Source organism: Burkholderia lata, assembly GCF_902499335.1.
In the GTDB taxonomy this organism is placed as follows: Bacteria; Pseudomonadota; Gammaproteobacteria; order Burkholderiales; family Burkholderiaceae; genus Burkholderia; species Burkholderia lata_B.
Map to the genome: position 1 here is coordinate 240,154 of NZ_CABVQK010000013.1, position 25,074 is coordinate 265,227.

Sequence of the window (25,074 nt, forward strand, 5' to 3'; positions counted from 1 at the left end):
TATCAGTGCGTTTCGGTGACTTTGTTCAGGTGGCGCGGCGTGTCGGGATTGCGGCCGCGTGCAACGGCGAGATCCGCCGCCATCACGTAGAACGAAAGAATGGCGGCGATCGGGTCGAGCGCCGAATGGGCGGATTGCGCGAGCGGCAGCGTCGCGCCGGGCGTGCCGGCGGGCGCCGCGAGCAGCACGGCGGCGCCACGGGCGCGCATGTCCGCGGCGAGCTGCAGCAGGCCGGCCTGCTCGGGCCCCCGCGGGGCGAACACGAGCAGCGGATAGTCGCGGTCGATCAGCTCCATCGGGCCGTGACGGACTTCGGCGCTCGAGAACGCCTCGGCCTGGATGCCGGACGTTTCCTTCAGCTTCAGCGCGGCTTCCTGCGCGATCGCGAGGCCCAGGCCGCGGCCGATCACGATCATCCGCTCGACACCGGCCAGCGCGGCAACGGCCTGCGACCAGTCGAGCCGGCCGGCCTGCGCGAGCACGTCGGGCAGGCCGCGCAGCGCGGTCATCAGCGCGGCGTCGCGCTGCCAGTACGCGACGATCTGCGCGGACAGCGACAGCATCGCGATATAGCTCTTGGTCGCGGCGACAGACAGTTCGGGGCCGGCGAGCAGCGGCAACTGGTGCTCGCATGCGTCGGCGAGCGGCGACGGCAGCACGTTCACGGCGGCGACGGTGCGCGCGCCGGCTTCGCGCAGCGCGGCCATCGTATTGACGAGATCGGGACTCTTGCCCGACTGGGAGAAGGCAATCGCGAGCTGGTCCTGTACCTTCAGCGGCGCCTGCTGCAGCGTCGCGACCGACATCGGCAGCGATGCGACCGGCACGCCGAGGCGGCTCATCGTCAGGCTCGCGAAATAGCTCGCGGCGTGATCCGAGCTGCCGCGCGCGACCGTCAGCGCGACGGCCGGCGGGTGATCGAGCAATTGGCCGGCGAGCGCTTCGACGCGCGTGGTGTCGGCGATCTGCGCGGCGACGACCTGGGCGGACTCGCGCGCTTCCTTAAGCATATTCGACAATCGATTCTCCTTCGACGTAGGTCGCGGTGAGGTTCAGGTCGCGATCGAACACCGCGAGGTCGGCCCATGCGCCGCGCTGGAGGCGGCCGCGATCGGTGACGCCGAGGTAGTCGGCCGCATAGCGCGACATCCGGTTCGACACGTCGGCGATCGGCAGGCCGAGCGACACGAGGTTGCGCAGCGCCTGGTCCATCGTCAGCGTGCTGCCGGCGAGCGTGCCGTCGGCGAGGCGCACGCCGCCGAGGCACTTCGTCACGTGCTGGCTGCCGAGCCGGTATTCGCCGTCGGGCATGCCCGTTGCGGACGTGCTGTCGGTCACGACGTACAGGCGCGGGATCGCGCGCAGCGCAGCACGAATCGCGCCCGGATGCACGTGCAGCAGATCGGGGATGATTTCCGCGTATTCGGCATGAGCAAGCGCCGCGCCCACCAGGCCCGGGTTGCGGTGATGCAGCGGCGACATCGCGTTGAACAGGTGCGTGAAGCCGCATGCGCCGTGCTTGAGCGCGGCCACCGCGTCGTCGTAGGTTGCGAGCGAATGGCCGAGCTGCACGCGCACGCCGCGCGCGGCCATCTCGCCGATGATCTCGATGTGGCCGGCGATTTCCGGTGCGAGCGTGACGACCCGGATCGGCGCGATCGACAGGTACTTCAGCACTTCGTCGAGCACGGCCGACACGGCCGCGTCGGGCTGCGCGCCGAGCTTGCCGGGGTTGATGTACGGGCCTTCGAGGTGCACGCCGAGCACGCGCGCGCCGCCCGGCGTGCGGGTGCGCGCGACGCTGCCGAGGTTGCCGACGACTTTCATCAGCTCGTCGCGCGGCGCGGTCATCGTCGTCGCGAGCAGGCTCGTCGTGCCGAATTGCGCATGCGTGCGGGCGATCGTCTCGATCGCGTCGCCGCCTTCCATCACGTCGGCGCCGCCGCCGCCGTGCACGTGCAGGTCGATGAAGCCGGGCAGGATGTAAGGCGCGTCGTTCTTCGCGGGATCGACGGGCTTGCCGTCGAGCGTCGTGATGCGGCCGTTCTCGCTATCGAGCGAACCGTGAATCCAGCCGTCGGGGGTAAGGATGTTTCCAGTCAGCATGACGTTCTCTTGATGATCTGGTGACGCGGGCATCCGCGTCGTGATTTGCAAATTCGTGTCGTTACTTCACGCTTGCCGCGCGCGGGGAGTCTCGCGCGTCAGCGTTTCAGTTCGGCGACGAAGTCGTAGTAGTCGTCGCGGCAATACGTTTCACTCACTTCGATCGCGCGCTGGTCGGCACCATAGCCGATCCGCGTGATCACCAGCAGCGCCGAGCCCGGCTTCACCGCCATCCATTTCGCGATCGCGTGCGTCGCGTTCGCCGCGCGAAAGTGCTGCAGCGCGCGCACGACCGTCATGCCGCGCGCTTCGAGGTATTCGTACAGCGACGCGCCGAGCACCTGCGGATCGGGCACCACCGCGGCCGGCAGCGTCGAGTGCTCGACGGCCATCACGATGCCGTCCGCGCGGCGCAGCCGTTCGAGCCGCGCCACCGTCGCGCCGGGCGCGAGGCCGAGACGCGTGATCTCGTCGCGGTTCGCGGCGCGCAGCGTGCGCGACAGCCACACCGAATCAGGCACGAAGCCGCGCTGCTGCATCTTCGCGGTGAAGCCGACGAGACGCGACAGCGGATCGGCGACGCGCGGCGTGATGAAGCTGCCTGCCCCGCGCGCCCGCTTGATCAGCCCCTGCTCGACCAGCAGCGCGAGTGCGCGACGGGCCGTGATCCGCGACACGCCGACCGACACCGACAGCAGCCGCTCCGACGGCAGCGCCTCGCCGGCCCGCCACGCACCGGCGTGGATCGCGCTCGCCAGGTTGCGGGCGAGCTGCAGATAGAGCGGCGTGTCGCTGAGGGGATCGGGCGCCAGTTCGGACCAGCCGGTTTCCATGTGCCTCCGGGTGTCGGACGACGATCGCAGGCCGTCGAAAGTGAGGGCATTATATAACCACCATAATACCAGTCAACGAACTGGTATTAGCGGTGCGGAAATCGCCGAAAGCCTTGCCCGGCAAGCGTTTTAGTTCCTATAAACCCTTTGTTTACAACGAAGTGCAGGATAGGGATTTACCCGGATTGGTATGCAAGGGGACAGTTCCAGTGTGTGGTTCGGCCAGGTTTTGGGCGCGAATATGAGACCTGAATAGAACCAGTTGAGCCGACTGGTATGCATGGATGACGGCAGGCGCGCCGCCACCGCCACGGGGCGTCAATGGAATTCGCGGCTCGACGTGCGCAGGCCGCCCAGCAGCGGCGTCAGATCCTCGAAGTGCTGCACGACGAGGTGCCTCACGTCGCTCGCGACCTGCCATACGCCGGACGCGGCAAGCAGCCGCGAATCGAGGGTTTCGCGGCGCTGCCGCGCGAGCAGCTCGGGCCGGACGATCAGGTTCACGCAGCCCGTTTCATCCTCGAGCGTCATGAACATCACGCCTTTCGCGGTGCCCGGCATCTGCCGCGCGGTCACGAGCCCGCACGCGCGCGCGAGCCGGCCGTCGGGCCGGTCGTGCAGTTCGGCCGCGGACGACAGCCGCCGCGCGCGCAGCTCGGGCCGCAGCAGCGCGACGGGGTGGCGGTTCAGCGTGAGGCCGGTGGTGTGATAGTCGGCGAGGATATCGTCGGCTTCCGACGGCGCGCCGAGTGCGGGCTTCTCGGGCTCGTCGATCGGCGCGGTCGCGAGCAGGTCGCGTTCGGGGGCCGCGGCAACCGCTTGCCACAGCGCATCGCGGCGGTGGCCGGCGAGTGTCGCGAGCGCGTTCGCGGCGGCGAGCGCTTCGAGATCGCGGCGCTCGAGCTGCGCGCGGCGTGCGAGGGTATCGACGTTGTCGAACCGGCCGGCCGCCGTGCGTGCGGCTTCGATGCGGCGTGCGGCGGCTTCGCCGAGACCGCGCACGAGCGACAGGCCGAGCCGCACGGCCGGCTGGCCGTGTGGAGGCGGCTGGTCGGGCAGCGCTTCGAGCGATGCTTCCCAGTTGCTTTGCGCCACGTCGATCGGCAGCACCTGCACGCCGTGCCGCTTCGCGTCCTGCACGAGTTGCGACGGCGGGTAGAAACCCATCGGCTGGCTGTTCAGCAGCGCGGCGAGGAAGATCGCCGGTTCGTGGCATTTGAGCCAGCTGCTGGCGTACGCGAGTTTCGCGAAGCTCGCTGCGTGGCTTTCGGGGAAACCGTAATCGCCGAAGCCCTTGATCTGCTCGAAGATCTGTTCGGCGAAGTCGGGCGGGTAATCGCGCTCGCGCATCCCGTCGACGATCTTGCTGTGATATTTCTCGAGATTGCCCTTGCGCTTCCACGCGGCCATCGCGCGGCGCAGTTGGTCGGCCTCGCCCGGTGTGAAACCGGCCGCGATCATCGCGATCTGCATCACCTGCTCCTGGAAGATCGGCACGCCGTACGTGCGTTCGAGCGCGGGCTTCAATTCCTCCTTCGGATAACTGACCTTTTCGATTCCCTGGCGCCGCTTCAGATAGGGATGCACTGCCCCGCCCTGGATCGGCCCCGGCCGCACGATCGCAACCTCGATCACGAGATCGTAGTAAGTCCGCGGACGCAGGCGCGGCAGCATCGACATCTGCGCGCGCGATTCGATCTGGAACACGCCGACCGTGTCGGCACGACAGATCATGTCGTAGGTCGCCTTGTCATCCTGCGGAATGTGCTTCAGCGTGAACGGCTCGCCATCCGGCTCCGGCGGCCCGCGCCACGCGGTGCGCATGTCGAATGCGCGATGCAGCGCCGACAGCATGCCGAGCGCGAGCACGTCGACCTTCATCAGCCCGAGCGCTTCGAGATCGTCCTTGTCCCACTGGATCACGCGCCGCCCGTCCATCGCCGCGTTCTCGACCGGCACGAGCCGCGTGAGCTTGCCGCGGCTGATCACGAAACCGCCCGAGTGCTGCGACAGGTGGCGCGGAAAATTCAGCAGCCGCGCGGCGAGCCGGGCCCACGCCAGGATGAGCGGCGTCTCGGGATCGAGCCCGATCGTCGAGAATTGCTGCAGCAGGTCGCGACTGCCATCGAACCAGCGGTGCGCTTTCGCGACGCGATCGACCAGCATCGGATCGACGCCGAGCGCCTTGCCGGTTTCACGCAGCACGCCACGCGGGCGATAGGTCGAGACGGCGGCCGCAAGTGCGGCGCGGTTGTGCCCGTATTTTTCGTAGATATGCTGGATCACCTCTTCCCGGCGCTGATGCTCGAAGTCGACGTCGATATCGGGCGGCTCGCCTCGCTCCGCGCTGATGAAGCGTTCGAACAGCATCGTGCTCTGCTCGGGATTCACCTCGGTGATGCCGAGGCAGAAGCAGACGACCGAGTTCGCCGCCGAGCCGCGCCCCTGGCACAGGATGTTCTGGCTGCGCGCGTATTTGACGATGTCGTAGACGGTCAGGAAGAACGGTTCGTAGCTCAGCTTCGCGATCAGGTCGAGTTCATACCGGATCTGCTTCGACACCTTCTCCGGCACACCTTGCGGATAGCGTGTGGCCGCCCCGGCCATGGTTTCCTGCTCCAGATAGCTCGTCGGCGTGAGCCCCTTCGGCACGATCTCGTCGGGATACTCGTAGCGAAGCGAGTCCAGTTTGAAATCGCATGTATCGAGAATCGTGCAGGTCTCCTCGATCTCCGCCGGCGAATACAGGTTCCCGATCCGGTTCCGCGCGCGCAGATGCTGTTCCGCATTCGGCGCAAGCGCATACCCGCACTCGGAAACCGGCATGCCGACGCGGATTGCCGTCATCACGTCCTGCAGCTCCTTGCACGAGCGCCGGTGCATCGTCACGTCGCCGAGCGCGACGATGCGCACGCCACGCCGCTCGCCGGCCGCACGAATCTCCTCGCGCTGCGCCCCGTCCAGCGCGCGCTGCAGTTGCACGAGCCCGAGCCGTGCACGTTCACCGAAGGTCGTGCGAAACCACGCGACCTGCGCATCGAGTACATCGGCACGCACCGGATACGTCGGCACGAGAATCGCGAAGCAGTCGGGCAGGCCGCGCAAGTGCGCAAACTCGGCAGGCGGCGCCGACAGCATCCTCGACGTCAGCTTGTAAGTGCCCTTCGGTGACTCCATCCGCCGCCACGAAATCAGCTCGGACAGGTTGCCGTAGCCTTCACGATTCTGCGCAAGCAACACGAGCCCGAACGCCCCGGGGCCCGGATCGTGGCCGGGCGCGACTTCATCCGGCGTGACTTCGAAATACGAACCGATGACGAGCGGCAGCCCTTTCGCCTTCGCCGCGACATGCATGCGCGGCGCGCCGGCGAGCGAGCATTCGTCGGTGATCGCAATCCCGCGATAGCCGAGCTCGAACGCGCGCTCGACCAGTTCCTCCGCATGCGACGCGCCATGCAGGAACGAAAAGTTCGAACGGCAGAACAACTCCGCGTAATCGGGCAGCCAGCTGAATTCCGCAACCATTGCCGTTCACCCGAACAGGCCGTGCAGGAACCAGCGCGGCTCGGCCTCGCTCCCCGCCCGCTCCTTGAACACCCAGTAGCACGCACCGGCCTCGTCTTGCGCAACGCAGTAATCGCGCGCGGCGAGCTGACCGTCGAACCACCCGGCCTCGATCCGCTCCACCGACGACATCATCCTCAGCGGCGTATGAAATACCGGCCGCTCCCCGCGCATCAACAGCGGCAGCGGCTCCGCCAGTAACCACGCGGGCCTCGGTGGCACGGCCGGCGGCCCGGCAGCCGGCTTGCCGGCCTGCGCATCGAGCGGCAGCCAGCGGTTCGCAGCCTCGGGCCGGTGATCGGCAACGGGCGCCGCGCGCAGCACGTTGTCCGCGCCAAGCCGCGCAACCAGCAGTTCGAACAGCCGCGCACGCGTCTCGCGCGTGCCGCCCGGCTCGGGGAAAAGATCGTCGGCCGGCGGCGCGACCGATTCGACGCGCGTGGCCTTCAGACGTACCGCAATCACCGCGGCCGGCAACTCGACACGCGCGAGCCGCTCGCCGAGCAGCCGCATGAAATGCGTTTCATCGCGCACGGGCGACGCGAACGCGAGCTCGAGCGGCGTCGGCGGCACGGCCTGGCGGCCGCGCTCGTGTTCGAGATCGAACGTCATCGCGGCCAGCGACAGGTGCCGCGCGGCCAGCCAGCCGCAGAGCTGCACGACGAGCCGCCGCGCGGCGAACAGCACGGCTTCCGCGTATTCGACACGCTCCGGCAATTCGAGCCGCACGTCGAACACCGGCGGCACCGCCATCCACGCAAGCGGCTCGACCGCATCGCCGTACGCTCGATCGAGCGCGGCCAGCAACGCCGGGCCGCAGCGGCGCTGCAGCCCCGCGCGCGGCAGGCCGCGCAGATCGGCGAGCGTGCGACAGCCGAGGCCGTCGAACCAGCCCGCATACGGACGCGCATCGGGCAGCAGCACACAGGGCAGCCTGTCGAGCGCGCGGACAAGCGAGGCCGGGCTCGCGACGCGGCGCCGGATGCGGGCACGGGCCGACACACGCGCGAGCAGCCACGCGCCGCCCCCGGTCGGCGCGGCGGACAGGCGTGCCGCATAGCCGAGCGCCGCGAGCGTCGCGCGTACCTGACGGCACAGCGACGGCAACCCGCCGAACAAGCGCAGGCTCGGGCCGACGTCGACGAGCAGCGTGGCTTCGTCGTCGAGCGCGACGCACGGCGAGAAGCGCAGCAACGCGAGCGCGACCGCGCGCAGCGCATCGGCTTCGCGCGCGGGATCGCGTTCGACGAGCTGCGTGTGCGGCGCGAGCGTGAGCACGCCGCCGCGCTTCATGCCTGCACGCACGCCCTGCCGGCGCGCGGCCGCATCGGCGATCAGCACGACACCCTGCTCGAGCACCGCACAGCCGGTGCCGCCGGCCTCGCCGTCAGACGGAGGCGCGACGCACACGTCGAGCGGCAGGCGCGGCAGATGGATGCCGAGCAAGACGCGCATAGCGGCTCTCCACGATGGGCGACGGCAGATCGAGCACGAGCGGCTCGCTGCGGGCGGGGCCGCGACGCTTGACGATGTCGAGCGACACGCCGCCCGGCACCGGGTACAGCGCGACCCGCAGCACGGCCGGCGACGGTTGCCGCTCGGCCGACAGCGGGCGCAGCATCACGAACAGCGTGTCGCCCGTGCGCGCGGCCGCGAGATGCAGGCGCCGCAGCGCATCGGGCCGCGCGTCCTGCCACAGCAGCAGCGCGCCGCAACAACCGGTCTTGAGCGCCTGCTCGGCGGCCCACAGCGCATCCGTGTGGCTACCCGCGCGCAGCCACAGCAGCGCATCGGCCGGCACGCCGAGACTGGCGAGCGCGGTCGCATGCGGCGACTGCGGCGGCGCGACGAGCGCGAGTGGCCGCCGGACGCTGACGGTGCGTGCGAGCGCGGGCGCGAGCAGCCGCATCTCGCCGCAGCCCGGCTGCGCGGTCAGCAGTTCGACGAGCCCGCCGACCGGCCAGCCGCCGCCCGGCAGCTCGGCCGACAGCGGTGCGAAACCGGTCTCGATCGTGCGCGGACCGCCGCGAGCGAGCTGCGAGCCGCGCCAAAGCGATGGATGAAGGGATTCGGGAGAAATGGAGGATGCGAGCATGACGCCACCCACAACTGTATGGATATACAGTATATGGCAATGCGCTCGCGTCGCACAGCACCGGTGCGAAACCGGTTTTCGTCAGAGGAAAAACGACGGGAAAGCCGGCGCGGCAGTAATGTTACGCCACGCCGGAGCGGGCGTGGCCGGGTCGTGCCTGCACGCCGCCCCGCGAGCCAACCGGCACGATGCGGTCCCCCGCACCGCGCCGGCCCGCCGGCTGCCCGTCAGCCGAGCAGCAACGCGTCGTCGTCGAGCTGCTCGTGACGCACCTTCTCGAACATCTGCAGCAGGTCCGGCACGTCGAGCCCCTTGCGCGCGTCGCCCGACACGTCGAGCACGACCTGCCCCTGGTGCAGCATCACCGTGCGGTCGCCGTAGTCGAGCGCCTGCCGCATGCTGTGCGTGACCATCATCGTCGTCAGCTTGCTCTCGGCGACGATGCGCGCGGTCAGCTCCAGCACGAACGCGGCCGTCTTCGGATCGAGCGCGGCCGTGTGCTCGTCGAGCAGCAGGATCCGCGACGGCCGCAGCGACGCCATCAACAGGCTCACCGCCTGCCGCTGGCCGCCCGACAGCAGCCCGATCCGGTCGGTCAGCCGGTTCTCGAGGCCGAGGTTCAGGAGCCGCAACTTGTCGCGGAACAGCTCGCGCGACGGCCGGTCGAGCGCGGCCCGAAAGCCGCGCCGCGCACCGCGCGCCATCGCGAGCGCCATGTTCTCCTCGATCGTCAGCGCCTCGCAGGTGCCGGCCATCGGATCCTGGAACACGCGCGCGACGAGGTGCGCGCGATCCCACGCGGCCTTGCGCGTGACGTCCGTGCCGTCGATCGAGATGCGTCCCGCATCGACGGCCTGGTCGCCGCTGACCGCATTGAGGAAGGTCGACTTGCCGGCGCCGTTCGAGCCGATCACCGCGACGAACTGGCCGTCGGGAATCTCGAGCGACAGCCCGCGCAGCGCGCGCGTCTCGATCGGCGTGCCGGGATTGAACGTGAGTTTCAGGTCTTGTGCGGACAGCATGTCAGGCCCCTCCGTTCTTGCGCGCGAACAGCTTCTTGCGCGTCGCCGGCAGCACCAGCGCGATCGTGACGAGCGCGGCCGTCACGAGGTTCAGATCCTGCGCCTTCAGCCCGATGAATTCGCTGTTGAGCGCAAGCGCGATGAAGAAGCGGTAGACGATCGCGCCGAGCACGACGGCGAGCGTCGTCAGCACGAGCCGGCGCGCCGGCAGCAGCGTTTCGCCGATGATCACCGCGGCCAGCCCGATGACGATCGTGCCGATCCCCATCGAGATATCCGCGCCGCCCTGCGTCTGCGCGAACAACGCGCCGGCGAGTGCGACGAGCGCGTTCGACAGCGCCATCCCCGCGAGCGTCGCGCGGCCGGTCGCGATGCCTTGCGCACGCGCCATCCGCGGATTCGCGCCGGTCGCGCGCATTGCGAGGCCGAGCTGCGACGAGAAGAACCAGTCGAGGCCCAGCTTCGCGACCACGACGACGATCGCGAGCAGCGCCGGGCGCAGCACGTAGTCGGGCATCCAGTCGGGCTGCAGCACGGTGAAGAGGGTCGGCTCGGTGATGAGCGGCACGTTCGGCCGGCCCATGATCCGCAGGTTCACCGAATAGAGCGCGATCATCATCAGGATACTGGCGAGCAGGTCCATGATCTTCAGGCGCACGTTGAGCCAGCCGGTGATGAAGCCGGCCGCCGCGCCCGCGACGATCGCGATGCAGGTCGAGCTGAACGGGTCGTAGCCGGCGGAGATCAGCGTCGCGGCCACGGCGCCGCCGAGCGGAAAGCTGCCGTCGACGGTGAGGTCGGGGAAGTTGAGGATGCGGAACGAGATCAGCACCCCGAGGGCGACGAGACTGAAGATCAGGCCGATCTCCAGGGCGCCCAGTAACGAGAACAGAGACATGATGGGGAAATCCTGTTGCTTCCCGGCCGGACGTGTACGGCCGGGCGAAGCGAACGGGCGGCCCCGGGTGGGAGCCGCCCGTCCGGCGGTGTCGTTCAGGCCCGGATCGGGCCCGCAAGCGCAGCGGTCGGGCCGCGGCTTACTTGATGACCGTCTTCGCGTCCTTGAGCAGATCCGGCGACAGCGTCACGCCCTGCTTCGCGGCCGCGCCCGTGTTCGCGAACAACTCGAGGTTGCTGCTCGTTTCCGACGCGATCGCGCCCGGCTTCTCGCCCTTCAGGATGCGCGCGACGACCTTGCCCGTCTGGCGGCCGAGGTCGCCGTAGTTGATGCCGAGCGCCGCGATGCCGCCGCGCTTCACGCTGTCGGTGTCGCCGGCGACGAGCGGGATCTTCGCTTCGTTCGCAACCTTCACGAGCGCTTCGTACGCGGACACGACGTTGTTGTCGGTGTTCGTGTAGATCACGTCGACCTTGCCGATCAGGCTCTTCGCGGCCGGGCCGATGTCGACGGTACGCGGTGCGGCCGCTTCCTTGAGCGTCATCCCCTGCTTCGCGAGGATCGCCTTGAGCTCCTTCACGACGACGACCGAGTTCGCCTCGCCCGGGTTGTAGACCATGCCGACCGTCTTCGCATTCGGCACGACGCGCTTGATCAGCGCGACCTGGCGATCGAGCGGCAGCTTGTCGGACACGCCCGTCACGTTGGTGCCCGACGCGCCCCAGCCCTTCACGAGCTGCGCGGCGACCGGATCGGTGACGCCCGAATAGACGACCGGCACGCTCTTCGTCGATGCAACCACCGCCTGCGCGGCCGGCGTCGCGATCGCGACGATCACGTCGGGCTGGTCGCCGACGAACTTGCGCGCGATCTGCGCGGCCGTGCCCGTGTTGCCCTGCGCGCTCTGGTATTCCCACTTGAGCTTGTCGTCGCCGTAACCTTCCGCCTTCAGCTCGGCGCGCACGCCGTCGCGGATCGCGTCGAGCGCCGGGTGATCGACGATCGACAGCACCTTGACGGTCTGTGCGTGCGCGGCACCTGCCAGCGCGAGTGCGGCCACGCCGGCCGTGATCGAACGGATCGCGAAAGTCTTGAAACGCTTCATGGGTGTGTCTCCCCCGTATTGTGTCGGTTCTGGATGATGGATTCCCGCCGCCGTCGGGCGGGCGCCGCCATGCGTGCGACGCAGTGGCAGCCGGCCCGCGCACGCTCCGGGAAAGCGTGCAGCGGCGAACGCACGAGGATACCATTTCCGCAGACCACCGCCTGACTCCGCGCTTTCGCATCACGCCCCGAATCGCAGCGCCCGCCGACGCCCGCGAAGCCCGGCCGGCGGCGGTTCCCGCCGGCCCCGGCGCAACGCGTCAGCCGTGCTCGCGGCTTTACGTTATGCTGTCGGCCGACCCAGTCCACGCCATCGGAGGGCACATGAAACGGGGGATCCGAGCCATCGCATTCGCGGCCGTCGCGCTGGCGCTGCCGGGTGCGGCGTTCGCGCTGACCGACGGCAGTGCGCAATACGACGACTGCATGCTCAATGCGCTGCGCGAAAGCCGCAACGGCGCGGCGGCCCAGTTGATTCAGCGCTCGTGCGACGCGCTGTATCGCAACAACGCGATGCTGCTGCCGCGCGAGCGGCGCTTTCACGAGTGCGTCGTGCAGTCGCTGCCGGGCGTGCGCGACAACTATGCGATCCAGCAGATCATGTCGATCTGCTCGCGGCGCGGCGAGATGTGAGGGTGCGGCGCGCGCCTGTTAACTGAAGAGCCAGCGCCCTGCTTTAGCCGAAACGATCAACATGCGGACATTCAGGTCCGGAACCCGATGAATTACTCTCTTCTTGAACGGGTTGATCAAGTCAAGCAACGAGGCATCGTCTTCCGGATAATATTTTTTAATGTCGAATCCGCTCATGTCGACATTAAATTCCTCCGAGTACTCCTTCATCACCTCTTCGACCTCAGCCGCATCAAAACCCAGATCAACATCCAGGTCTGTGTTCTCAGTTATACCCCTACCTCCTGACAACAGATAAAACCCGGATTTCCCCCTCACAAAATCGATTACCTGGCGATCGATATCTACCATATTCTGTCGCCCTCTCTCGCAACTCTGTTGTAGTGACTCACCGCCTTGTAAGTAATGGTTAGAACGTCACTCGCGAGAACTCCCCATCCGATCACAGGTATTGTTCTTCCCACAAAGGTTCCGACATTTCTCACCATTCTGACTTTCAGGTCCCTTACCGGCCCTCCGACCAGCGTAGGCAACTGAAGGCCAAACGGGAATTGCATTTTTCGAAAAGCCCTTCTCGAATATTGGCTTGCATACGATGTCCCCCTTATCGCTCCACCGGGTTTCATTCGTGTCGGCAAATTGTTCCTACCAAGCAAAATCATGCCAACGGATACCGCATCATCGATGCCCAGTTGATTCATCGTTTCGTCAACCATGATCCAGAAAAATAGCTCCCCGGCAGTCAGATTCGCCATCCCATAATAGTAGTAAACTCCGCTCGACTTGTCGGCAGCGCCCATTCGTCGTCCTCGCGAGTGATTTTTTTGAAGTGCCTTTTCAGTCTAACGAAGAGACGCGACCGGGACACAAACACATTCCCGCCGATCCACTGAAAATTCATGTCGCGACGATCGTGCAATCTCCTTGGAGGTCGCTATTATTTGGCTCGAGTGAGCAACGACGGGGCTCGGCGGGATGCCGGGGAGGAAAGCGAATACCGATTCCGCGTTCGACCAGCGGCACGATGAACCGACTCCAACGTGACATACCGTTACGGAACCGTGCTGATCGATAAGCGCAAATGCAGTGCGCGATCTTCACATCGCCTGCGCATCTCGCAAGCACGTCAGAGCCACGCTGCCAACGCATGCGCAGCAGCAACAGAACACCACCCATCACACATAAAAAAAGGCCTGCACGTGCAGGCCTTCGTTCGGTCATCCGATCGCGTTCAGAACGACGCGACCATCGAGCCCTTGAACTGCTTCTTGATGAATTCCCGCACTTCCGGCGACTGGTATGCCTTGACCAGCTTCTTCACCCACGGCTGGTCCTTGTCCTTCGCGCGCACGGCGATCAGGTTCGCGTACGGGCTCGTCAGCGCTTCGAGCGCGATCGCGTCCTTGGTCGGCTGCAGGTTCGCGGCGAGCGCGTAGTTCGTGTTGATCACGGCCGCGTCGACGTCGGACAGCACACGCGGCAGTTGCGCGGCGTCGAGTTCGGAGATCTTCAGTTTCTTCGGGTTCTCGGCGATGTCGAGCACCGTCGCGTTGTTGCCGCCCGTGCCGGCGCCCGCCTTCAGCTTGATCACGCCTTGCGTCTGCAGCAGCAGCAGCGCGCGGTTCTCGTTCGACGGATCGTTCGGCACCGCGAGCTTCGCGCCTTGCGGCAGGTCCTTCAGCGCCTTGAACTTCTTCGAGTACACACCCATCGGCGAGATATAGGTCAGGCCCGCGCTCACGATCTTGTAGCCGCGCTGCTTCACCTGGCTGTCGAGGTAGGGCTGGTGCTGGAAGCTGTTCGCGTCGAGGTCGCCCGAGTCGAGCGCCGCGTTCGGCTGCACGTAGTCGTTGAACTCGATGACCTTCACGTTCAGGCCTTCCTTCTCCTTCGCGACCTTCTGCACGAGCTGCCACACTTCCGAATCCGGGCCGGCGACCGTGCCGACCTTGATCACCTTGTCTTCGGCGTGCGCGCCTGCCGACAACGTCAGCGCTGCACCGGTGGCCAGCACGGAAAATACCTTCAGGAGACTGCGACGCTTCATCTGTTTCTCGCTTGCTTGCTTACTAAAAATGGGGCGCGATACGGGTATGCCCCGACTCGCAGGAAGGGGCAAATGGTGTCACAGGATCGGCGTGAAGTGAAATACATCCCGCTCATATGGGTATGCACTGCAGCGGTGCTGGCGGCAACTGCGCGGCTCGGCCGTTAGTTGCGTTTATGCGAGTCGCGCATCAGCCTCGGCGCGTTACGCCACCGCCGCCTGGTCCGCCGCCTTCGTTTCGAAGGCACGCTCGCCCACCTGCCCGCCGACCCGGAACGCGCCGACCGCATCGCGCAGCCGCGCGGCCTGTTCCTGCAGCGACGCGGCGGCGGCGGCGGCCTCCTCGACGAGCGCCGCGTTCTGCTGCGTCACCTGGTCCATCTGCGTGACCGCGCGCCCGACCTGCGTGATGCCGCTCGCCTGCTCCTCGGACGCCGCCGCGATCTCGCCCATGATGTCGGTCACGCGTGCAACGGCCTGCAGGATCTCGCCCATCGTCGTGCCGGCCTGGCCGACCAGCGTCGACCCGTTGCGCACGCGCTCGACCGAGTCGACGATCAGCTCGCGGATCTCCTTCGACGCCGTCGCGCTGCGCTGCGCGAGCGAGCGCACTTCGCCCGCGACCACCGCGAAGCCACGGCCCTGCTCGCCGGCGCGTGCGGCTTCGACCGCCGCGTTCAGCGCGAGGATGTTGGTCTGGAATGCGATGCCCTCGATCACGCCGATGATGTCGGCGATCTTGCGCGAGCTGTCGTCGATCTCGCCCATCGTGCCGATCACGCGGTTCACGACGTCGCTCCCGGTACGCGCGATCTCCGATGCGCTGTTCGCGAGCCCGCTCGCCTGCCGCGCGTTGTCGGCGTTCTGCTTCACCGTCGCGGTCAACTGCTCCATGCTCGCGGCGGTTTCTTCCAGCGACGCGGCCTGCTCCTCGGTGCGCTGCGACAGGTCGTCGTTGCCGGCCGAGATCTGGCGGCTCGCCGACGCGATCGATCCGGCCGACTGGCGAATCCCGCCGATCGTCGCCTGCAGCCGTGCCTGCATGTCGTGCATCGCGGCCATCATGCTCGTGCGGTCGCCCGCACGCACGGGCACCGGCTGCGTCAGGTCGCCCTGCGCGATGCGCGTCGCGAGCGCGGCCGCTTCGTCGGGCTCGCCGCCGAGGCTGCTGCGTACGTTGCGGATGATCACCAGCATCGCCGCGCTGATCACGAAACCGATCACGAACACGACCGCGAGGTGGCCGAGCAGCGTCCGGTAGTAGATGGTGTCGATGTCCTTCAGGAAGACGCCGCTCGAGATGTTCCAGTCCCACGGCGTGAAGCGCGTGACGTAGCTGATCTTCGGCACGGCGGTCTCGCTGTGCGGCAGGCGCCCGCGGTACTCGGCGAAGCCGCTGCCGGTTTCCTTCGCGGCGTTCAGGATCGTGACGAACAGCGGCTTGCCGTCCGGGTCGAGATAGTCGCCGACCTGCGTGCCGACCAGCTTCGGCAGCGTCGGATGCATCAGCACGACCGGCTTCGAGTCCATCACGAACACGTAGCCCGCATCGCCGTAGCGCATCGCGGCCAGGCTCGCGAGCGCGTCGCGCTTTGCATCGGCCTCGGGCAGCGTGCCGCTCTGCGCGAGCGCGTGATACGCCTTCACGATGCCGGCCGCCGAATCGACGAGATTCGCGATGCCTGCCTTGCGTTCGGTGAGCATCGTCGCGCGCGTCTCGTACGCGCTCCATGCGCCGACGCCCAGGAGACCGATCCATACCAGCGCAAGCGCGAGCCACAGCTTGCGGTTCAAACTCATTCTGCTCATCTGCGTGCCTTTGTCGATGTCGATGCGCACGCTGCGCGCGAACGGCCTGCCGCGCGCAAACGCTTGCCCATTTATTTACGGCACCGAGGCTTACAACTTGAATACGAGCGGACGCGGCGAACCGGTGCCCGGCACGCCGCCCACGCACCGCCCCGCACCGCGCCCGCCGACACGACAGCCCGCATCCGCTGTGCTAAAAAGACCGGCTAGCCGGCACACGAGGAGCCGGCGCCATTCCGGGGGCCATCCATGTACGTCATCGACATCCACTACACCGCATCGCTCGAGCGCATCGACGACGCGCTCGAACGCCATCGCGCATTCCTGCAGCCGCAGTTCGACAAGGGCATCTTCATCGCGGCCGGGCCGAAGGTGCCGCGCGAAGGCGGCGTGATCCTCGCGGCCCGCATCGATCGCGACGAGCTGGACGCGATCCTGAAGACCGATCCGTTCGTCACCGAGGGGCTCGCCACGTATCGCGTGACGGAATTCCGGATCACGCGTGCCGCATCCGGCTTCAACGTGCCCGCGCTGCCGTAACGCGACACCTGCGCGACATCTGCGCGACATCTACGTGATACGCGCGCAGGCCGACACGCCGCCCGACGGGCGGCGCAGGCCAACAACGAAGAGAGAGGGAAAGCGTGACGGCGCGTGGCGGCCGTCACGTGATCGCCGGGCCGGGCGCCCGGCGGCTGCCGGTCAGTCGACCAGCAGCTTCAGGTCATGGACCCACGGGCCGGGGCCCTGGCCGTCGCGCACGAACAGGCGCAGCTTGCCGTCGCGGTCGAACACGTAGCTCGCGGCGGTGTGATCCATCGTGTAGCTGCCGGGCGTCTTGCCGGGCACCTTCGCGTAGTACACGCGGAAATCCTTCGTGACCTTCTTCAGCGCCGCTTCGTCAGCCGGCCGCAGGCCGATGAACGACGGATCGAACGCGGGCACGTACTGGCCGAGCAGCGCCGGCGTGTCACGCTCCGGGTCGACGGTGACGAACAGCACCTGCACGCGCTTCGCGGCATCGGGCCCGAGCTGCTTCAGCGCTTCGGACAATTCGGCCATCGTCGTCGGGCATACGTCCGGACAGTGCGTATAGCCGAAGAACATCACGACGGCACGGCCCTTGAAATCGGCGAGCGTGCGCACCTTGCCGGCCGTATCGGGCAGCGAGAAGTCGCTGCCGAACTGCGTGTTGCCGGTGATGTCGAGATTCTGGAATTTCGGCGCGTTGTCGCATCCGGCGAGCAGCAGCGCTGCCGTGAATGCGCATGCGAGCATCCAGCCTTGGCGCGCGCGGCGCCCGAACCTTGATTGGAGCATTGCGTTCAAACCGTGCGGTTACACGCCGAGCAGCGGGCGTGCATAGTGATCGACGAGCAGCGCGGCAAACAGCAGCGACAGGTAGACGATCGAGTAGCGGAAGGCCTTGCGGGCGAGTTCGTCCGAATAGTCGCGATGGATCTTCCACGCATACGCGAGGAACACCGCGCCGAGCAGCACCGCGCTCGTCAGGTAGACGGCCCCGCTCATCCCGGAGATGAACGGCATCAGCGTGACCGCGAACAGGATCACCGTGTACAGCAGGATGTGCAGCCGCGTGAACTTCTCGCCGTGCGTGACGGGCAGCATCGGCAGCCCCGCGTTCTCGTAATCCTTGCGGCGATACAGCGCGAGCACCCAGAAATGCGGCGGCGTCCACACGAAGATGATCAGCACGAGGATCCACGCGTCGCCCGGCACCGCGCCGGTGACCGCGGCCCAGCCGAGCGCCGGCGGCATCGCACCCGATGCGCCGCCGATCACGATGTTCTGCGGCGTCATCGGCTTGAGCAGCAGCGTGTAGATCACCGCGTAGCCGACGAAGGTGGCGATCGTCAGCCACATCGTCAGCGGGTTCGTGAACGTATAGAGCGTCCATGCGCCGACGCTGCCGAGCACGGCCGAGAACACCAGGATCTGCGGGGTCGTGATCTCGCCGCGCGCGGACGGACGCCACGCGGTGCGGCGCATCATCGCGTCGATCTTCTGTTCGACGAGGCAGTTGATCGCGAACGCGGCGCCGGCCAGCAGCCAGATGCCGACCGTACCGCCGATCAGCACGTGCCACGGCACCATGCCCGGCGTCGCGAGGAACATGCCGATCACCGCGCAGAACACCGCGAGCTGCGTGACACGCGGCTTCGTCAGCGCCATGTACTGCGAAAACCGGCTACCGGGCGATTGGGAGAGGGTGCTTTGCATGGGGGCGGTCACGCCGGGGCGGCGTCGCGCGCAGGCTGCGCGACACGGCCGGGGCGGCTTGAAAGGATGCGAAAGTTTAACATGACGACGAGCAGCAGCAGGATCGCGGCCCCGCCGTTGTGCGCGACGGCGACCGGCAGCGGCCACTGCAGCACGATGTTGGTCAGGCCCGTCACGAACTGCAGCAGGACGACCAGCAGCACGCCGTTCGCGGGCCGCCGCAGCGATTCGAAGCGGCGCATCTTCAGCGCGAACGCGACCAGGTACGCGACCACGACGAACGCGAACGTGCGGTGCGTCCAGTGGATCGCGACCAGCGCGTCCTGCGTGATCGCGTCGCCGTCCTTCGTCATCCCGAGCGCGCGCCACAGGTGGAAGCCGTGCTGGAAGTCCATCGGCGGGATCCACTGGCCGTTGCAGGTCGGGAAGTCGGTGCACGCGAGCACCGCGTAGTTGGTGCTCACCCAGCCGCCGAGCGCGATCTGCACGACCAGCAGCACGAGCGCCGCGAGCGCGGCCGCGCGATAGCGGCCGGCTTCCGGGTCATACGACGGCAGAGGTGTCTGCCGCGCCGCGAGCCAGCCGAGCGTGCCGAGCAGCATGAGGCCGAGCAGCAGGTGGATGGTGACGATCACCGGCTGCAGCTTCATCGTGACCGTCCACGCGCCGAACGCGCCCTGCACGAGGATCAGCAGCAGCAGGCTCGTGGGCCACCACGGCGACACGTGCAGCGGGCGGCGGCGCAGCCGCGCGGACCACGCGATCACGACCTGAGCGATGATCAGCACGCCGATCGCCATCGCGAAATAGCGGTGGATCATCTCGATCCACGCCTTCGACATGCTGACGGGACCCGTCGGCATCGCCTGGTGCGCGGCCGTGATCGCGGCGTGCGCGATGAACGGCGACGACGTGCCGTAGCAGCCGGGCCAGTCCGGGCAGCCGAGCCCCGAATCGGTCAGCCGCGTGAAGCCGCCGAACATCACCAGGTCGAGCGTCAGGAAGGTGGTGATCCACACCAGCTTGCGAAACTTGTTGTCGTCGGCCTTCACCCACACGTACGACAGCGGCAGCAGCGCGATGCAGAAGCCGATCAGGCCGAGTTGCAGTAGATACGCCATCGGTTCATTGCCTCTCGTATTGCCTTAGCCGATGCTCGACCACTTCAGCAGCTTCGTCACGTCCGCCTTGATCTTGCCGGGATTCGGATCCTTCGGGAAACGCATCATCAGGTTGCCGTTCGGGTCGACCATGTAGATGTGGTCGCTGTCCTTCGTGCCGGCGTCGGCCGGCAGCCACGCGGCCACCGCGGCCGGGTCGGCGACGAGCCGGCGCGTGTCGGGATACGCATCCAGCACCTTCTGCGGCATCGCGCCCGCGTCGCTGCGCAGCCACACCATCGTGAGCCGGTGCCGCTCGCCCGCCTGCGTGACGCGGATCTGGCGCATGAAATAGAGCTTCTTCGCGCAGGCTTCGTCGCATGCGCTGCTGTCGGTCATCACGAACAGCCACACGCCACGCAGCGACGACAGCGGCACGGTCTTGCCGGTTTCGTCGGTCACCTGCAGATCCGCGGGGATCGGGCGCTGCGGCTCGATCAGCGTGCCGTAGTTGGTCGAGCCGCCCTTCGGCTTGATCACGTAATAGGTGAAGTACGACGCGATCATCGGTGCGGCGCACACGAGACCCAGCAGCACGAGCATCCAGCGGCCGCGCTTGCGGGCCGCCGGCGAGATCGGCGCAGCGGCCGGACCCTGACGGGGAGATTGCATGGACAAATCAGACCTCTCGAAACGAACCCGCGGCGCCAGCGCCGCGTCCTGGCATGGCGCTCACGCGCCGGCCGACTTCTTCGCCGCACGCCGCGCGGCGTACAGGCCGAAGCCGAGCGCGGCCACCGCCATCGCCCACCACTGAAACATGTAACCGTAATTGCGCTCGACGCCGGTCGTCGCCGCCGGCCAGTCGCGCACGAGCTTGTCGCCGTCGTCGCTCGTCTGCTGGATCACGAACGGCTGCAGCGGCAGCCCCGTTTCCTTCGCATACGCGGCGACGTCCAGGTTCTGCCGGATCTTCTGGTGCGCCGCCGACCCGCCTTCGCCGAGCTCGAACGCCCGCGACGCGTCGGCGCGCGCGATGCCGACGATCTCGACGTCACCCGCGGGCGTCGCGAACGGCTCGATCGCCGTGCGATCGGCGATATTGCGCGGCAGCCAGCCTCGGTTCACGAGCACCACGCCGCCGCCCGTGAGTTTAAACGGCATCACGACGTAAAAACCCGGCTGGTCGTTATACGGCCGATTGTCGAGGAACACGGCTTGCCCGGGCAGGAAACGGCCCGTCGCACGCACGCGATGGAACTCGATCGACGCGAGCGGGATCGGCTGCGCGCCGACGTCGACGGGCACCGCCTGCTCGTAGCGCTCGATGCTCGCCTGCAGCGCTTCCTTCTGGTGCGCGCGGTCGCGCTGCCAGAAACCGAGACGGATCGTGACCGCGACGACGACGAGAATCAGCAGCGCAGGCAGCCAGCGAATCTTCATCATGCGGCCCGCCCGGCACGTGCCGGAAAGCGAAGTGCGATAATTATCGCCTTCCTTTCGAATTGCCGTCGTCCGGTTCGTGTCATGCACATACTCGTTCCCATCGCCTTCGTCCTCATCATTGCCAGCATGGGCTCGGCGCTCTACTTCATGATGCACGACCGCGGCCACACGAAACGCATGGTCTGGTCGCTCGCCACCCGCGTCGGGCTGTCGGTGTCGCTGTTCCTGCTCATCCTGATCGCGAACTGGATGGGCTGGATCCATTCGACCGGCCTGCCGATCGGGCGTTGATCCGTTTGCCGCCGCGGCCGCTGTGACATTTCGCCGCACGGCCACGGCACCAAGCAAAAGCGCCGCCTGACTGAGTCGCGGCGGCGCCCGGGTGGTGAAGGCCGGCAGTCACGCTGCCCGGCCGACCCAATGAAAACGGCCCGCGCATTGCTGCGCGGGCCGTTGTTCCATTTACAGCCAGTAGACGACGACGTACAGGCCGAGCCAGACGACGTCGACGAAGTGCCAGTACCACGCGGCGCCTTCGAATGCGAAGTGGTGATCGGGCTTGAAGTGGCCGCGGATCATCCGCACCAGCACCACCGCGAGCATCGTGCCGCCGAGGAACACGTGGAAGCCGTGGAAGCCCGTCAGCAGGAAGAACGTCGAACCGTACACGCCCGAGTTCAGCGTCAGGTTCAGTTCGTTGTACGCGTGGTAGTACTCGAAGCCCTGCAGGAACAGGAAGCAGATACCGAACGCGAGCGTCGCGGCCAGCCAGGCGATCGCCTTCTTGCGATGATCGTCACGCAGCGCGTGGTGCGAGATCGTCAGCGTCACGCCCGACGACAGCAGGAACGCGGTGTTCAGCGTCGGGATCGGCCACGGGCCCATCGTCTTGAAGTGACCGGCGAGCGCGGCGGGGCCTTCGTTCGGCCACACGGCGGAGAAATCCGGCCAGATCAGCTTGTAGTCGAGGCTGCCGAGCTGGTGCAGCGCGATTTCACGCGCATAGAACAGTGCGCCGAAGAACGCGCCGAAGAACATGACTTCCGAGAAGATGAACCAGCTCATGCTCCAGCGGTACGACTTGTCGACGTTCTTGCCGTAATGACCGCCTTCCGATTCGGCGATCGCGTCGCCGAACCAGTGATACAGCGTAAAGAGCAACCAAAGCAGGCCGAGCAGCGCCGTAAACGGCGCCCAGTCGTGACCGTTGATCCACAGCGCTGTCGATCCGAGCATGACCAGCAGGCCGATGGCCGCGCTGATCGGATGCTGCGACGGATGCGGCACGAAATAGTACGGGGTCTGGTTTTGACCGCTCATGCTTGATTCTCCACTTCAGTCCAATTTGTGTACCGGAAACCGCTCCGGCTTTATTTCTTGCGCGGCGTGACCACCACCGCTCCTTCCTGCACGCGCCGCCGTGGCGCCGCGCACTGCATTCTTCTTTCGTGGCCGCGGGCTTCAGCCCACGACGGCACGCACGATCAGGATCAGCACGCCGATGAACAAACCGGCCGCCAGCAACGCGACGATCAGCACGTGCAGCGGATTCAGCTGCGTCGCGTCGGCCTCCAGGTCGCGCCGCTTGCGCACCCCGAAGAACGACCACAGCACGGCTTTCAGCGCCTGGCCGAACGACCCGCCCCGCTTGCCCTCCGTCATCGCCCCGCCTCCGTCGTCATGCGTCCGGCTTCGCCGCGCCCTGCGCCGCGGTCTTGCCCGGCGCGGGCGCCGGCGTGGCCGGCGTATTCAGCTCGAAGAACGTGTACGACAGCGTGATCGTCTTCACGTCCTTCGGCAGTTTCGGATCGATCACGAACACCACCGGCATCTTGCGCGATTCGTTCGCGGCCAGCGTCTGCTGCGTAAAGCAAAAGCACTCGATCTTCTTGAAGAACTCCGTCGCCTGCTTCGGCGCGTAGCTCGGAATCGCCTGTGCAACAACCGGCCGGCCCTGCCCGTTCGTCACGTCGTACACGATCGTCGTCAGCTCGCCCGGATGCACGTCGAGGCTGTTGTGCTCCGGCTTGAAACCGAGCGGCCCGCGCGCATTCGCATCGAACTCGACCGACACCGTGCGGCTGGTGTCGACCTGCGAGTTCTTCACCTCGCGCTCGCTGACATCGCGCTGCACCAGGTTGTTGATACCGGTGATCTGGCAGATCGCCCGATACATCGGGATCAGCGCGAAGCCGAAACCGAACATCAGCCCGGCCACGACGAAGAGCTTCACCAGCATCGAACGATTGAACGCCCGATCGACGGCGCCCTCTTCCGGCTTCGACATACGACAACTTCCTCGCTACTGCGTCTGTTGCTGCATCAGTGAGTGGACAGCCACCACTGCTTGATCACGACACCCATAAAAAAGACGGCGGCGATGACGAGCAGGATGAGGCCGAGCCGCTTGTTGCCCGCGCGAATCTGCTCGGGCGTTCGTCTTTGTTGTGGATTCCGGTTCATCTGAAACTTCGCTGAAACTTCAATTCGGCGCCCGCCGCGCCTGCCTGCGCGGCAGGCAGCGGCGGAACGCACTGTGAAACTTACTCGACGTGCGGCGGTTGCTCGAACGTGTGGAAGGGAGCCGGGCTCGGCACCGTCCACTCGAGGCCTTCCGCGCCATCCCACGGCTTGTCCGACGCCTTTTCCAGCTCGCCGCCGCCACGGTAGGCCGGCAGCGCGACCGCGAACAGGAAGTACACCTGCGCGAGGCCGAAGCCGAATGCGCCGATCGTCGCCACCTGGTTGAAATCCGTGAACTGCGCCGGGTAGTCCGCATAGCGACGCGGCATGCCTGCGAGACCGACGAAGTGCATCGGGAAGAACGTCAGGTTGAAGAAGATCATCGACGCCCAGAAGTGGATCTTGCCGCGCGTCTCGTTGTACATCCAGCCCGTCCACTTCGGCGCCCAGTAGTACCAGCCCGAGAACAGCGCGAACAATGAGCCGGCCACGAGCACGTAGTGGAAGTGCGCCACCACGAAGTAAGTACCGTGATACTGGATGTCGAGCGGCGCCATCGCGAGCATCAGGCCCGTGAGACCACCGAACGTGAACACGAACAGGAAGCCGATCGCGAACAGCATCGGGGTTTCGAACGTCATCGAGCCGCGCCACATCGTCGCGAGCCAGTTGAACACCTTCACGCCCGTCGGCACCGCGATCAGCATCGTCGCGTACATGAAGAACAGCTGGCCGGTGACCGGCATGCCCGTTGCGAACATGTGGTGCGCCCAGACCATGAACGACAGGATCGCGATCGAAGCCGTCGCGTACACCATCGAGCTATAGCCGAACAGCGTCTTGCGTGCGAACGCCGGGATCACCTGCGACACGATCCCGAACGCCGGCAGAATCATGATGTACACCTCGGGGTGGCCGAAGAACCAGAAGATGTGCTGGTACATCACCGGGTCGCCGCCGCCTGCCGCGTTGAAGAACGACGTGCCGAAGTGGCGGTCGAACAGCACCATCGTGATCGCGCCTGCCAGAACCGGCATCACCGCGATCAGCAGGTAGGCCGTGATCAGCCACGTCCATGCGAACATCGGCATCTTCATCAGCGTCATGCCCGGTGCGCGCATGTTCAGGATCGTCACGACGATGTTGATCCCGCCCATGATCGACGACGCGCCCATGATGTGGACCGCGAAGATCGCGAAGTCCATGCCCGGGCCCATCTGCGTCGACAGCGGTGCGTACAGCGTCCAGCCGGCGGCCGTCGCGCCACCCGGCGCGAAGAACGAACCGACCAGCAGCACGGCCGCAACCGGCAGCAGCCAGAAGCTGAAGTTGTTCATCCGCGCGAACGCCATGTCGGACGCGCCGATCTGCAGCGGAATCATCCAGTTCGCGAAGCCGACGAACGCCGGCATGATCGCGCCGAACACCATGATCAGGCCGTGCATCGTCGTGAGTTCGTTGAAGAACTCCGGACGCATGATCTGCAGGCCCGGCTCGAACAGCTCGGCCCGGATGGCGAGCGCCATCACGCCGCCCGACAGGAACATGATGAACGAGAACAACAGGTACAGCGTACCGATGTCCTTGTGGTTGGTGGCGAACAGCCAGCGCCGCCAGCCGTGCGGCATTTCGTGCGCGTGGTCGTCGTGCGCGTGGTCCGCGGCTACGTCGTGCCCGATGCTAGACATGAGAATCTCCTAATGCGAATACGTC

General features: G+C 66.7%; 26 protein-coding genes. 3 read left to right on the top strand and 23 right to left on the bottom strand.

Annotated elements, in window-relative coordinates:
* Positions 1 to 2: 2 nt before the first annotated feature.
* The 9 genes from BCO18175_RS29630 to BCO18175_RS29670 all read right to left on the bottom strand — a co-directional run bounded on the left by BCO18175_RS29630 (position 3) and on the right by BCO18175_RS29670 (position 11,623).
* Positions 3 to 1,010 carry an SIS domain-containing protein gene (locus BCO18175_RS29630; protein ID WP_174916247.1) on the bottom strand — a complete coding sequence of 336 codons (1,008 nt, stop codon included), beginning with the start codon at positions 1,008 to 1,010 and terminating at the stop codon, positions 3 to 5.
* Positions 1,003 to 2,106: an N-acetylglucosamine-6-phosphate deacetylase gene (gene nagA, locus BCO18175_RS29635; protein ID WP_174971575.1), complete on the bottom strand. Its 1,104-nt coding sequence runs from the start codon at positions 2,104 to 2,106 to the stop codon at positions 1,003 to 1,005. Before nagA ends, BCO18175_RS29630 begins: the two co-directional genes overlap by 8 nt.
* Positions 2,107 to 2,204: 98 nt before the next feature.
* Positions 2,205 to 2,939, bottom strand: coding sequence for a GntR family transcriptional regulator (locus BCO18175_RS29640; protein ID WP_043187255.1), 735 nt, complete (start codon positions 2,937 to 2,939; stop codon positions 2,205 to 2,207).
* 318 nt (positions 2,940 to 3,257) lie between these two features.
* Positions 3,258 to 6,464 (bottom strand): error-prone DNA polymerase, encoded by a 3,207-nt coding sequence (locus tag BCO18175_RS29645; protein WP_174986227.1) that lies wholly within the window; start codon positions 6,462 to 6,464, stop codon positions 3,258 to 3,260.
* 6 nt (positions 6,465 to 6,470) lie between these two features.
* A complete protein-coding gene (locus BCO18175_RS29650) occupies positions 6,471 to 7,958 on the bottom strand; it encodes a Y-family DNA polymerase (RefSeq protein ID WP_174986228.1) in 1,488 nt (495 codons plus the stop codon).
* Entirely contained in the window at positions 7,891 to 8,598 is a 708-nt protein-coding gene (gene imuA, locus BCO18175_RS29655) for a translesion DNA synthesis-associated protein ImuA (protein WP_174986229.1), read from the bottom strand. Before imuA ends, BCO18175_RS29650 begins: the two co-directional genes overlap by 68 nt.
* A 227-nt stretch (positions 8,599 to 8,825) precedes the next feature.
* A complete protein-coding gene (locus BCO18175_RS29660; protein WP_011353261.1) occupies positions 8,826 to 9,620 on the bottom strand; it encodes an ABC transporter ATP-binding protein in 795 nt (264 codons plus the stop codon).
* 1 nt (position 9,621) lies between these two features.
* On the bottom strand, positions 9,622 to 10,518 hold the full coding sequence (locus BCO18175_RS29665; RefSeq protein WP_174986230.1) for an ABC transporter permease: 897 nt from the start codon (positions 10,516 to 10,518) through the stop codon (positions 9,622 to 9,624).
* Between the two features lie 139 nt (positions 10,519 to 10,657).
* The gene (locus BCO18175_RS29670; protein WP_174986231.1) at positions 10,658 to 11,623 is read right to left on the bottom strand and encodes an ABC transporter substrate-binding protein; all 966 of its coding nucleotides are present in this window, start codon (positions 11,621 to 11,623) and stop codon (positions 10,658 to 10,660) included.
* A gap of 323 nt (positions 11,624 to 11,946) precedes the next feature.
* Between BCO18175_RS29670 and BCO18175_RS29675 the strand changes: the two genes are divergently transcribed.
* Positions 11,947 to 12,255 carry a VF_A0006 family four-cysteine protein gene (locus tag BCO18175_RS29675; protein ID WP_021164244.1) on the top strand — a complete coding sequence of 103 codons (309 nt, stop codon included), beginning with the start codon at positions 11,947 to 11,949 and terminating at the stop codon, positions 12,253 to 12,255.
* An 18-nt stretch (positions 12,256 to 12,273) separates the two neighbouring features.
* Here the strand turns inward: BCO18175_RS29675 and BCO18175_RS29680 are convergent, their stop codons facing one another.
* The 4 genes from BCO18175_RS29680 to BCO18175_RS29695 all read right to left on the bottom strand — a co-directional run bounded on the left by BCO18175_RS29680 (position 12,274) and on the right by BCO18175_RS29695 (position 16,111).
* Positions 12,274 to 12,606 (bottom strand): DUF1493 family protein, encoded by a 333-nt coding sequence (locus BCO18175_RS29680; RefSeq protein WP_174916191.1) that lies wholly within the window; start codon positions 12,604 to 12,606, stop codon positions 12,274 to 12,276.
* Complete coding sequence (locus BCO18175_RS29685; RefSeq protein WP_174986232.1) at positions 12,600 to 13,055, bottom strand: STM2901 family protein; 456 nt, start codon at positions 13,053 to 13,055, stop codon at positions 12,600 to 12,602. The genes BCO18175_RS29680 and BCO18175_RS29685 overlap by 7 nt, the downstream gene beginning before the upstream one ends.
* Before the next feature lie 431 nt (positions 13,056 to 13,486).
* A complete protein-coding gene (locus BCO18175_RS29690; RefSeq protein WP_174986233.1) occupies positions 13,487 to 14,302 on the bottom strand; it encodes a MetQ/NlpA family ABC transporter substrate-binding protein in 816 nt (271 codons plus the stop codon).
* 204 nt (positions 14,303 to 14,506) lie between these two features.
* Positions 14,507 to 16,111 carry a methyl-accepting chemotaxis protein gene (locus BCO18175_RS29695; protein ID WP_174986234.1) on the bottom strand — a complete coding sequence of 535 codons (1,605 nt, stop codon included), beginning with the start codon at positions 16,109 to 16,111 and terminating at the stop codon, positions 14,507 to 14,509.
* A 249-nt stretch (positions 16,112 to 16,360) separates the two neighbouring features.
* On the opposite strand from BCO18175_RS29695, the gene BCO18175_RS29700 reads away from it, so the two are divergent.
* The gene (locus BCO18175_RS29700; protein WP_039346187.1) at positions 16,361 to 16,651 is read left to right on the top strand and encodes a YciI family protein; all 291 of its coding nucleotides are present in this window, start codon (positions 16,361 to 16,363) and stop codon (positions 16,649 to 16,651) included.
* Between the two features lie 162 nt (positions 16,652 to 16,813).
* Here the strand turns inward: BCO18175_RS29700 and BCO18175_RS29705 are convergent, their stop codons facing one another.
* Genes BCO18175_RS29705 through BCO18175_RS29725 form a run of 5 tightly spaced genes read right to left on the bottom strand, consistent with a single transcriptional unit; the run spans position 16,814 to position 20,895 of the window.
* Positions 16,814 to 17,431, bottom strand: a complete 618-nt coding sequence (locus BCO18175_RS29705) for an SCO family protein (RefSeq protein ID WP_046544363.1) — start codon at positions 17,429 to 17,431, stop codon at positions 16,814 to 16,816.
* Between the two features lie 18 nt (positions 17,432 to 17,449).
* Positions 17,450 to 18,352: a heme o synthase gene (gene cyoE / locus BCO18175_RS29710; protein WP_085042142.1), complete on the bottom strand. Its 903-nt coding sequence runs from the start codon at positions 18,350 to 18,352 to the stop codon at positions 17,450 to 17,452.
* Positions 18,353 to 18,360: 8 nt separating this feature from the next.
* Positions 18,361 to 19,473 (bottom strand): COX15/CtaA family protein, encoded by a 1,113-nt coding sequence (locus BCO18175_RS29715; protein WP_174916195.1) that lies wholly within the window; start codon positions 19,471 to 19,473, stop codon positions 18,361 to 18,363.
* A gap of 24 nt (positions 19,474 to 19,497) precedes the next feature.
* Complete coding sequence (locus BCO18175_RS29720) at positions 19,498 to 20,124, bottom strand: SCO family protein (RefSeq protein WP_174986235.1); 627 nt, start codon at positions 20,122 to 20,124, stop codon at positions 19,498 to 19,500.
* Positions 20,125 to 20,184: 60 nt separating this feature from the next.
* Positions 20,185 to 20,895 carry an SURF1 family protein gene (locus BCO18175_RS29725; RefSeq protein WP_254608187.1) on the bottom strand — a complete coding sequence of 237 codons (711 nt, stop codon included), beginning with the start codon at positions 20,893 to 20,895 and terminating at the stop codon, positions 20,185 to 20,187.
* Positions 20,896 to 20,979: 84 nt separating this feature from the next.
* Here BCO18175_RS29725 and BCO18175_RS29730 point away from each other — a divergent pair, with 84 nt between their 5' ends.
* On the top strand, positions 20,980 to 21,189 hold the full coding sequence (locus tag BCO18175_RS29730) for a twin transmembrane helix small protein (protein ID WP_011353273.1): 210 nt from the start codon (positions 20,980 to 20,982) through the stop codon (positions 21,187 to 21,189).
* Between the two features lie 171 nt (positions 21,190 to 21,360).
* Here the strand turns inward: BCO18175_RS29730 and BCO18175_RS29735 are convergent, their stop codons facing one another.
* The 5 genes from BCO18175_RS29735 to ctaD all read right to left on the bottom strand — a co-directional run bounded on the left by BCO18175_RS29735 (position 21,361) and on the right by ctaD (position 25,049).
* Positions 21,361 to 22,218, bottom strand: coding sequence for a cytochrome c oxidase subunit 3 (locus BCO18175_RS29735; RefSeq protein ID WP_011353274.1), 858 nt, complete (start codon positions 22,216 to 22,218; stop codon positions 21,361 to 21,363).
* A gap of 141 nt (positions 22,219 to 22,359) precedes the next feature.
* Positions 22,360 to 22,560, bottom strand: coding sequence for a DUF2970 domain-containing protein (locus BCO18175_RS29740; RefSeq protein ID WP_174952994.1), 201 nt, complete (start codon positions 22,558 to 22,560; stop codon positions 22,360 to 22,362).
* A 16-nt stretch (positions 22,561 to 22,576) separates the two neighbouring features.
* Positions 22,577 to 23,185: a cytochrome c oxidase assembly protein gene (locus tag BCO18175_RS29745; RefSeq protein ID WP_011353276.1), complete on the bottom strand. Its 609-nt coding sequence runs from the start codon at positions 23,183 to 23,185 to the stop codon at positions 22,577 to 22,579.
* Positions 23,186 to 23,220: 35 nt separating this feature from the next.
* The gene (locus BCO18175_RS29750) at positions 23,221 to 23,361 is read right to left on the bottom strand and encodes a cytochrome oxidase small assembly protein (RefSeq protein ID WP_174916200.1); all 141 of its coding nucleotides are present in this window, start codon (positions 23,359 to 23,361) and stop codon (positions 23,221 to 23,223) included.
* Between the two features lie 80 nt (positions 23,362 to 23,441).
* Entirely contained in the window at positions 23,442 to 25,049 is a 1,608-nt protein-coding gene (gene ctaD / locus BCO18175_RS29755; RefSeq protein WP_069248929.1) for a cytochrome c oxidase subunit I, read from the bottom strand.
* Between the last annotated feature and the right edge of the window lie 25 nt (positions 25,050 to 25,074).

Bases quoted from the DNA above. Each gene is read 5' to 3' on its own strand.
- BCO18175_RS29630 (WP_174916247.1), bottom strand. From the start codon at position 1,010: ATGCTTAAGGAAGCGCGCGAGTCCGCCCAGGTCGTCGCCGCGCAGATC.
- nagA (WP_174971575.1), bottom strand. From the start codon at position 2,106: ATGCTGACTGGAAACATCCTTACCCCCGACGGCTGGATTCACGGTTCG.
- BCO18175_RS29640 (WP_043187255.1), bottom strand. From the start codon at position 2,939: ATGGAAACCGGCTGGTCCGAACTGGCGCCCGATCCCCTCAGCGACACG.
- BCO18175_RS29645 (WP_174986227.1), bottom strand. From the start codon at position 6,464: ATGGTTGCGGAATTCAGCTGGCTGCCCGATTACGCGGAGTTGTTCTGC.
- BCO18175_RS29650 (WP_174986228.1), bottom strand. From the start codon at position 7,958: ATGCGCGTCTTGCTCGGCATCCATCTGCCGCGCCTGCCGCTCGACGTG.
- imuA (WP_174986229.1), bottom strand. From the start codon at position 8,598: ATGCTCGCATCCTCCATTTCTCCCGAATCCCTTCATCCATCGCTTTGG.
- BCO18175_RS29660 (WP_011353261.1), bottom strand. From the start codon at position 9,620: ATGCTGTCCGCACAAGACCTGAAACTCACGTTCAATCCCGGCACGCCG.
- BCO18175_RS29665 (WP_174986230.1), bottom strand. From the start codon at position 10,518: ATGTCTCTGTTCTCGTTACTGGGCGCCCTGGAGATCGGCCTGATCTTC.
- BCO18175_RS29670 (WP_174986231.1), bottom strand. From the start codon at position 11,623: ATGAAGCGTTTCAAGACTTTCGCGATCCGTTCGATCACGGCCGGCGTG.
- BCO18175_RS29675 (WP_021164244.1), top strand. From the start codon at position 11,947: ATGAAACGGGGGATCCGAGCCATCGCATTCGCGGCCGTCGCGCTGGCG.
- BCO18175_RS29680 (WP_174916191.1), bottom strand. From the start codon at position 12,606: ATGGTAGATATCGATCGCCAGGTAATCGATTTTGTGAGGGGGAAATCC.
- BCO18175_RS29685 (WP_174986232.1), bottom strand. From the start codon at position 13,055: ATGGGCGCTGCCGACAAGTCGAGCGGAGTTTACTACTATTATGGGATG.
- BCO18175_RS29690 (WP_174986233.1), bottom strand. From the start codon at position 14,302: ATGAAGCGTCGCAGTCTCCTGAAGGTATTTTCCGTGCTGGCCACCGGT.
- BCO18175_RS29695 (WP_174986234.1), bottom strand. From the start codon at position 16,111: ATGAGCAGAATGAGTTTGAACCGCAAGCTGTGGCTCGCGCTTGCGCTG.
- BCO18175_RS29700 (WP_039346187.1), top strand. From the start codon at position 16,361: ATGTACGTCATCGACATCCACTACACCGCATCGCTCGAGCGCATCGAC.
- BCO18175_RS29705 (WP_046544363.1), bottom strand. From the start codon at position 17,431: ATGCTCCAATCAAGGTTCGGGCGCCGCGCGCGCCAAGGCTGGATGCTC.
- cyoE (WP_085042142.1), bottom strand. From the start codon at position 18,352: ATGCAAAGCACCCTCTCCCAATCGCCCGGTAGCCGGTTTTCGCAGTAC.
- BCO18175_RS29715 (WP_174916195.1), bottom strand. From the start codon at position 19,473: ATGGCGTATCTACTGCAACTCGGCCTGATCGGCTTCTGCATCGCGCTG.
- BCO18175_RS29720 (WP_174986235.1), bottom strand. From the start codon at position 20,124: ATGCAATCTCCCCGTCAGGGTCCGGCCGCTGCGCCGATCTCGCCGGCG.
- BCO18175_RS29725 (WP_254608187.1), bottom strand. From the start codon at position 20,895: ATGAAGATTCGCTGGCTGCCTGCGCTGCTGATTCTCGTCGTCGTCGCG.
- BCO18175_RS29730 (WP_011353273.1), top strand. From the start codon at position 20,980: ATGCACATACTCGTTCCCATCGCCTTCGTCCTCATCATTGCCAGCATG.
- BCO18175_RS29735 (WP_011353274.1), bottom strand. From the start codon at position 22,218: ATGAGCGGTCAAAACCAGACCCCGTACTATTTCGTGCCGCATCCGTCG.
- BCO18175_RS29740 (WP_174952994.1), bottom strand. From the start codon at position 22,560: ATGACGGAGGGCAAGCGGGGCGGGTCGTTCGGCCAGGCGCTGAAAGCC.
- BCO18175_RS29745 (WP_011353276.1), bottom strand. From the start codon at position 23,185: ATGTCGAAGCCGGAAGAGGGCGCCGTCGATCGGGCGTTCAATCGTTCG.
- BCO18175_RS29750 (WP_174916200.1), bottom strand. From the start codon at position 23,361: ATGAACCGGAATCCACAACAAAGACGAACGCCCGAGCAGATTCGCGCG.
- ctaD (WP_069248929.1), bottom strand. From the start codon at position 25,049: ATGTCTAGCATCGGGCACGACGTAGCCGCGGACCACGCGCACGACGAC.